5 protein-coding genes are annotated in these 7,561 nt (G+C 36.6%); 3 read left to right on the top strand and 2 right to left on the bottom strand.

All coding sequences use genetic code 11. The features are described 5' to 3' along the window. Positions 1 to 79: 79 nt before the first annotated feature. Positions 80 to 1,342 (top strand): CHAT domain-containing protein, encoded by a 1,263-nt coding sequence (locus tag H6G14_RS32380; RefSeq protein WP_242054330.1) that lies wholly within the window; start codon positions 80 to 82, stop codon positions 1,340 to 1,342. A 12-nt stretch (positions 1,343 to 1,354) separates the two neighbouring features. Here H6G14_RS32380 and H6G14_RS32375 read toward each other — a convergent pair whose 3' ends face one another. Together H6G14_RS32375 and H6G14_RS32370 are read right to left on the bottom strand one after the other, a co-directional pair. Then, positions 1,355 to 2,290, bottom strand: a complete 936-nt coding sequence (locus H6G14_RS32375; RefSeq protein ID WP_190573006.1) for a hypothetical protein — start codon at positions 2,288 to 2,290, stop codon at positions 1,355 to 1,357. 99 nt (positions 2,291 to 2,389) lie between these two features. Then, positions 2,390 to 4,249 carry a serine/threonine-protein kinase gene (locus tag H6G14_RS32370; RefSeq protein ID WP_190573004.1) on the bottom strand — a complete coding sequence of 620 codons (1,860 nt, stop codon included), beginning with the start codon at positions 4,247 to 4,249 and terminating at the stop codon, positions 2,390 to 2,392. Positions 4,250 to 4,854: 605 nt separating this feature from the next. Between H6G14_RS32370 and H6G14_RS32365 the strand changes: the two genes are divergently transcribed. Both H6G14_RS32365 and H6G14_RS32360 read left to right on the top strand, forming a co-directional pair. After that, positions 4,855 to 6,288, top strand: a complete 1,434-nt coding sequence (locus H6G14_RS32365) for a helix-turn-helix domain-containing protein (RefSeq protein WP_190573002.1) — start codon at positions 4,855 to 4,857, stop codon at positions 6,286 to 6,288. A gap of 941 nt (positions 6,289 to 7,229) precedes the next feature. Continuing rightward, the coding region (locus H6G14_RS32360; RefSeq protein ID WP_190572999.1) for a hypothetical protein at positions 7,230 to 7,561 on the top strand (332 nt) is incomplete at its 3' end.

Genomic DNA, 7,561 nt, shown 5'->3' with positions numbered 1-7,561 from the left:
TGCAAAGGAACTTATTCACTTTAGTTTTGCGTGATTACATTGTAGAAAATCTTACCCATACTTGTGTTGCTTAGTACACATGAATGAAATTTTTTGTCAATGCGTAAGTCCTAGTAGCGATGTTTTACTATTTAACTCTGATATTCAATTTGCTTTTCAGGAAAAAGTAGAGCTACTATACCGTGAATACATATCATTACTACTTAATAAGAATAATTATCATAAAAAATACTACAGACAAGCTACTAAAATTCAAGAACAACTAAACTTTGCTGAAGTGGAGAATTTTTTACGTTGTGGTAAATTCGCTGAAAATGCTCTAGACATAAAATTTAATCATGAATCAAAAGATTTGGATAACATTGTTTATCTGATTAAATTAGATGACCGAGTAGAGGTGCTTGTGAAAACTTCACAAGAAATCTATCGTCATACAATAGATTTAGATACAATTAGTGAATCTTTAACTAATTTATTCATTACTATTCAAAAATCAGAGTTTGTTGAAACTAAGGGTTACAATTTTCTCACTTATTCGCAAGCTGTTTATCAACTTTTAATCCAACCTATCAAACAATATCTACCTGCATCTGGCAAAATAGGTTTCGTTCTAGATAGCTACTTTCAAAATTTACCCCTAGATATGTTACATGATGGGCAGCAATATTTATTAGAAACATACATTACTTCTGTAGGTTCTAGTGCTAAACAATTGCAACAATCGCTCTTAAAACCAGCTTCAACTCTCGCTAGTGGTGTTTCTAAGATTGGCCCCAGCTTCAGTAATTCTATTGTCCCTAAAGATTTGCATCCTTTACCTCAAGTCAAGCTAGAGATTGAGAATATTAAGAAGGCTAATCCTTCTGCCATTACATTACTTGATAGTGAATTTACTTATAAGAGATTTAAACAGGATATTGAAAACAATTCTTTTTGGGCTATTCATTTGAGTAGTCATGCTCAATTTAGCTCTGATATTGAGCAAACCTTTGTCTTAGCATGGGATACCCCCCTGATGGTTAATGATTTAAAAGCTTTACTACAAAATAAAAACTACCTTGATTTACTAGTGTTGAGTGCTTGCCAAACTGCCAAGGGTGATAGACGCTCCTTCTTAGGGATCGCTGGCATAGCAGCACAAGCCGGAACGCATGGTGTTCTAGCCAGTCTGTGGCTAGTTGATGCTGAATCTACTGCTCAATTAATGAGCAAATTTTATGATGAATTGAACTCTGGAGTTACTAAAGCAGAAGCATTAAGATCCGCAAAACTGAGTTTATTGAAAAGTGATAAATATTTTCATCCATATTATTGGAGTGCATTTATTCTCGTTGGCGGATGATTGAACAATTCACTAATTGTCCCTGGAATTATTTCTGTCCTTTGTCCATGCCGCCATCTTAGAGCCAGCTTCTGCTAAAGCCATCTCTACAGTATTATTTACTTGTTGCGCCAATTTCTTAGCTGTTAAATACGCTTCATTGGCTTGTTGAGGGAAATTAGCTATCAAGTAGCGATCTCCTAACAATCTATAAATCGTTGGGTTCGTTGAACCTGATACGGCTCTAGCATCTAACACTTTTATTGATTCGTTAACCAAATTGTATGACTCATATACTGCATCTTTATCAATCGCCAATTCATCAAGCGGCTGTTGAAGATGATTGAGAACGTTAATTGTGTTTTCTAGTTCTTGTGTCTTGTCTGTGGGCAACAGCAATAATAACGAGCTACTGCCATCTATCACTTCATCGCCCCGCATGGCAACTATATCTAAAGTATATGCTTGACCTGTTTTCAATACTGCCTCCTGGGACGGGTAGGTGAGACTTTCTCCTTTGACTGTCGCCTCCCAGTTAATACCTCCATTTCCTTGCATACGGACAACGTAATCAGTCGCTCCCTTTACTTTAGACCAAGATATTGTCGGGCGCTCTTGATTGATTACTACTCCATACGGTATTACCTTTGTAGGTTTGTTCTCTTCTTCTGGCCCTTTAGGGATGACACAGCTTCTTCTTTGTAAAACGTTACAGCCTCTACCTTCGTTCACTTTTAATGGCAGGCATTGTTTACCAACAATATCACTAGGGATGTCTATGATTTTTCCTCTTGGGTAACAGAGGATTTTTACCGTCCCACCATTGACTGCAACAACTCTATCCTCACTACATAGTTTTGTTGAAGGTTGGTAACGACTATCTCCACTTATCACTTTCGCTATTGGTTTACAAGCCGAATCTTTTTTGGAATCTAACTTTGCTCTGGGTTGCCCCCACCCAGGATTCATATTTAAGCTCATCAATATCAATATGGATGTAATCGCTCCAAGCTGATTTCTTCTTAACATAGGCTTATTTATAAAAACTAGTTATGACAAACACAAGATTTATTTACTCTTAAATATGCGTTCTATTAATTCCCCTCGCCATTTTTGTACTTCCGGTAGCCATGTATCCATTCTTGCTAGTAAGCAGACTTCTCCGTAACCACTTGCAGAATTTATATCTCCCAATGCTTCTTTCGTCTTCGATAACAAGCAATACACATCTACTCTTTGTGAATCTAACTTTGAAGCTGTTTGTAAATCTTTATCCGCCCCTTGATAATCTTTTTGCATCAGTTTCGCCCAAGCTAAATTTTTATATAATGTTGCCCTTAACTGTTTATCACTAAGTGGAGCTTTCTTTAATCCTTCTGTTGCTAGTTTTTGGGCTTGAGCATATTTTCCTTGCAAGTTATTTAACCTAGACAAATTATTTACAGCAATTAACGCCTGTTCCTGTCCATATTCAATTGCTAATTTATACTGTTTCTCAGCTAAATCATATTTCTCTTGCTCCTCATAAAAGTTGGCTAAATTATAATATCCTGTCCAGGAGTTAGGCTCTAGCCTGAAAAGTTGTTCGTAAGTTTTATTTACACAGTCTACATTTCTTAAAAATTGACAAGTCAACGCCAAATTATTATATGAGTCTATATCATTTGGATTATATTTAATAGCTAGAGTATAATACTTCTTTTCCAGTTGTAAATTGTCCTTTACTCTTGCTGCTTTATCAAAGTAGAATTTGGAGATTTGATTACTTAATTCAGGACGGATCTTTACTGCTTGGTCAAACAACTTCTGCGCTTGTTCATTTTTATTAGCTGCTTCTAGCTTTTGCCCTTGTACTACTAAATTATTTGCATATGCTGGTAATCCAAGAGTATAAACTAATAATCCTATTAAACTAATACTGGTGATCGCTACACTAAATATGAAGGGTTTTGACCTTGTGATTCTATAAATCTTATTTTGCCCAGGCAACTTTTTCAGTCGCCACAAAATAATTTCAGTAGTAGAAGGACGTTGCCCTGGATTAGAAGCCATTAATTGATCTAGCAAATCAGCAAAAGGCTTATCAATCTGTATTGCTTTATCTTTCCAGATGATCCTCCCCTTATTATCGGTAGGTAAGTCGATCAAATTTACCCCAGTTACCAACCGAATCATAGTTCGACCCAAAGCATAAAAATCAGACTGAGGAACAGCTTTCCCATTTATTTGCTCTAATGGACTGTAATAATGGGAAATTACACTTGTAATTTGATATTTCCCTGTTCTTACATCTCTCTCTCCGGCTCCAACTTTCGCTAAATAAGTGTCACTAACACGCCGTACAGCCCCAAAATCTATTAAAAATAATTCTCCTTCTGGGTTGACAATTATATTAGAAGGTTTAATATCTCTGTGGAAAAACCCTGCCTGATGCACTGCGTGAAGTATTGCTAGTATTTGTTCTAACCAATTTAGTGCTAAATCTTGCGAAATCGGTGGGTGATTTTCTATCCATTCTTCTAAATCTTGCCCTTCTATTTTATCAATTACTAAGCATCGCAGGTTAAACGGGCTTCTATTAGGAGCGAAAGTAAAATAATCATCGACTCCATTAGTCTGGGGGATATTGGGGTGATCTATTGAATCCAAAGCTGTCACCTCTCGCTCAAAGCGTTCAATGAATCCTGCCGTTCCCCATTTCAAGACTTTCATAATCCTGCGCTTACTTCCAGGATTCCACTCCGTTCCTGCATCCTCAACCTCAAAAATCTCATTGTCTGTAAACGGGCTTTCGCTTAATTCTCTTAATGGTTTAAGCAGCCGGATACGCTTATTGATCACCAATGAAGTACCGCAGTTTTGGCATCTATCCGCATCATCTGCATTCTCGCGTTGTTCGCATAGTGGATTTATACAATAACATGACATATAACAATAGCTTATATCTACTTTTGGGTATTAGACTGTGTACAAGCAAAACCTTAAATCACCTTTACCATACCTAAGTAGAAAGACGAGGAAAAACCGAACTAAGTAAAGGAAAATGAAACAGGCTAAAACCTTCTTCCCTTATACCTCCTGCTTTCTCCCAGCACTAAATGTTCACAACGACCTACTTAAATTACTTTTTTCTACTTCATTTATAAATTTCTAAATAAAAAGTATTGTACTTTTTTGCCACCAATAGACTAAGCTAGAGTTCTTAGCAGGACTGATTTTGACTCATATTTAGGCCTCCTTTGTTCTAAAATCAGTAAAAAATGATTTACTTTTACTCACTTAATAGCTTAAGGTAAGTTTGTCCCATTTTCATAAATCTTATTTATTAGAAATTTGTATGGTACATAATCATCAGCCGTCAAGCATAAAGCTAAATTTATAGTAATATTGACTTTATCAGTGTATTTTTTTAAGTATCTTCCATTACTACTGCTCTTATATAAATCCCATTACATTAATAAATTAATGAATGGTTCTGCTTGCATCAGCTACTTGTAATAAGTAGTTTTCGTTTATACTTTTCCCTCAGTATCATGCCAATTGTTAATTCTTCTGGACAACTAACATTGGAGCAAGCACTAGCTATGGTAAATGAACTAATGCTTGCCAAAATGGGTAGGCATCTGTCTGACCCAGAAACTACTTTGCTTGAAGGTACATGGAATAATGATGATTATCAGACTATTGCCGAAGGCACTTCTTATACCGCCAATTACCTCAAAGGATTTGTAGCTCCTCGACTATGGAATATAATAGCTGCAATTGTTGGAACCGGAAAGAAAGTCACTAAGACAAACTTGCGTTCTTTTTTAGAGTATCTCTATCAAAAAGAGTATTCTAATTGTTCTGATGGTGGGGTTTCCGAAGATTATTCAGCTATTGAGCGATTAAAAATTAATGGTGAGCCTCCTGATGTCTCTATTTTTTTTGGTCGTTCACAAGAACTTTCTCACATAAAAGATTTAACGAATGATTATAAGTTACTGTCTTTAATTGGAATAGCTGGAGTTGGTAAAACAGCTTTAGCAGCAAAATTCTTAAATCAGATTAGTAGTAGTTGCAATGCTCAATTTGAACGATTAATTTGGAAGTCAGTTGCTCATGCACCAACAGTTCAAGAGTTGGTAAATGATTTAATACAAGTAGTTCAAGATACAGAGTCACCTTCAACTCTACTTGAATATACCCAGGTAAACATTACTTCTTTACTTCAAGCATTACAATCTCGTCGTTGTTTAATTGTCCTAGATGGAATAGACACATTTCAAACAACAAATTTTGAACAACGCCTAGATTACAGGTTGTTTTTTCGCAGATTAATAGAAGAACAGCATCAAAGCTTTTTTATTGTAACTAGTCGCGCTTTACCTCTTGATTTTAAAACTCTCTCAAGAGCTAAACGTCCACTTCAGTATATTAAAATCAAGGGTTTAGATTCAGAATCTGCTATGAAACTTTTGCTCGCTAACGGTTTAACTGGGAATAAGAAATGTAGAGAATTAATTGAAATGTATTACGGACATCCTGCTGAATTACAATCTGTAGTTGAGAGAATTAATTACTATTTCGCTGGTAGTACAGAAGCATTTTTTCACAATAAAACTACATTTATTAGTCCTGAGATGCAATCAGTTCTTGATGAAATTTTTAGTCAAGAATTAAATGAAGCAGAACATAGAATTATGCTTTGTTTAGCTAGTTGCACAACTGATAATCAGACTTTAGTTAGTTTTAATAAATTACTTAATAATTTTCCTCCCATCCTCAATAAGGAAATATCAATCTCAGAATTAATTGAGTCGTTAGAATGTTTGGAAAATCTTTCATTAATTGATACTTTTAGAGATCCACAGTCTAAAGAGTTATATCTTTGTTTACAGCCAGTAATAAAAAAATACATTTTTATTAAGTTTTTAGGCATAACTACAACATCTGAAGACTTGCAAACAATATCACTTGCATCATAAGGAGAGAACTATGATCTGGCTTTACAATACAAGCTAAACTTCACCCCACCTTAATTAAAAGTTTCCTGTTCCTCTCGCAAAGATTACTTTATAACCAGGAATAGCGAGAAGAATCCCTAAAACAATAGGGGAGCATTACCAAAATTTATAAACTAGGAGGGGAACACAACTAAGCATCCAAAATCTGAATACTAGATGCGAAAAGCCCCGAAGTTTTGTAAGATCAAGCTTGTCAATATTACGTAAGGAGGAGGAGCGGCGAGAATACATAAAAATTTAGGCAAAACCTACTGAGGAGTAGAGCTTTGCCCGAAATTGAAACAATTGAATAACCTCAGAGCGGGGTTGATCTCGGAGTGACAAAGGAAGTGGCTGTTAAAGTTTGGCGACTTGAAGACCACTAACTTGTCAAGGAAATACCACGCTGCTTTACTTTGCCAATTATAGCCAAAAAGGGGTAGGTAAAGACAAGTCCTGCTACCCAATTTTTGGCGTTTTGGTGAAAACTTAAAATTTTCTTTAAGTAAATTTTTGTCAAGCAACGTAAATAGAAGCAATGCAACATTCTGAATCCAACTAAAGAAGACAGCCTTGCCAAAAATTGAGTCGGGGCAGTATGCCCATCCAATCGATTGTAGGCAGGTGGGAGAGTGCAAATGATTTCACTCCAAACAACGATCACCAGGGCGTAGGCGGAACGCCTACGCCGATGGCAAGAGCGCAATTGTGAAGTGCGGATTAATATTTGTACACTCGTTTCAGCTACTGGATTCTAGTGAAACCAATTCTCGTTCAACAAGGCAGAAAATGTGGTGGCATAAGATAATGCTGCTACATCTAACTCTTAATTGCGAACTGCGTAGCTTGCTTCCCTTAGGGTATTGCGAATCGATGAAAGGCCCCCTCTGAAACTTGAAAACCAAGTTATCGGAGGATCTACCGTGAAAAATAACCAATACCCACAGTCGGGTGTTGGGGATCAGGTGTTGTTAAAAGACACAATAGAATACCCCAATAATCTCACCACCGCCGAGTACCATGAGTTAGCGGTGGGCAGTGCCATTCACATATCTTTGATTGATCGTAACTTTTCACATATTGAAGGTGAAACAGTTTACGAATACCTGTTCACTTCTCCTGAGATTCCGCGTAAAAATGCGGGTCGGGTGACAGATGGATTCTTAAAAGCATATCTGCACCTACTAGCCGGGGGGATGTGGATATCCGGGCTAGACCCGCAACGTAACTGGCGACCAATGGAGTGGGGACGATT

It is taken from the genome of Nostoc parmelioides FACHB-3921 (assembly GCF_014696625.1).
In the GTDB taxonomy this organism is placed as follows: Bacteria; Cyanobacteriota; Cyanobacteriia; order Cyanobacteriales; family Nostocaceae; genus Trichormus; species Trichormus parmelioides.
Note: the sequence above shows the minus strand (reverse complement) of the source record. Positions and strands in the feature narration are given on the sequence as shown.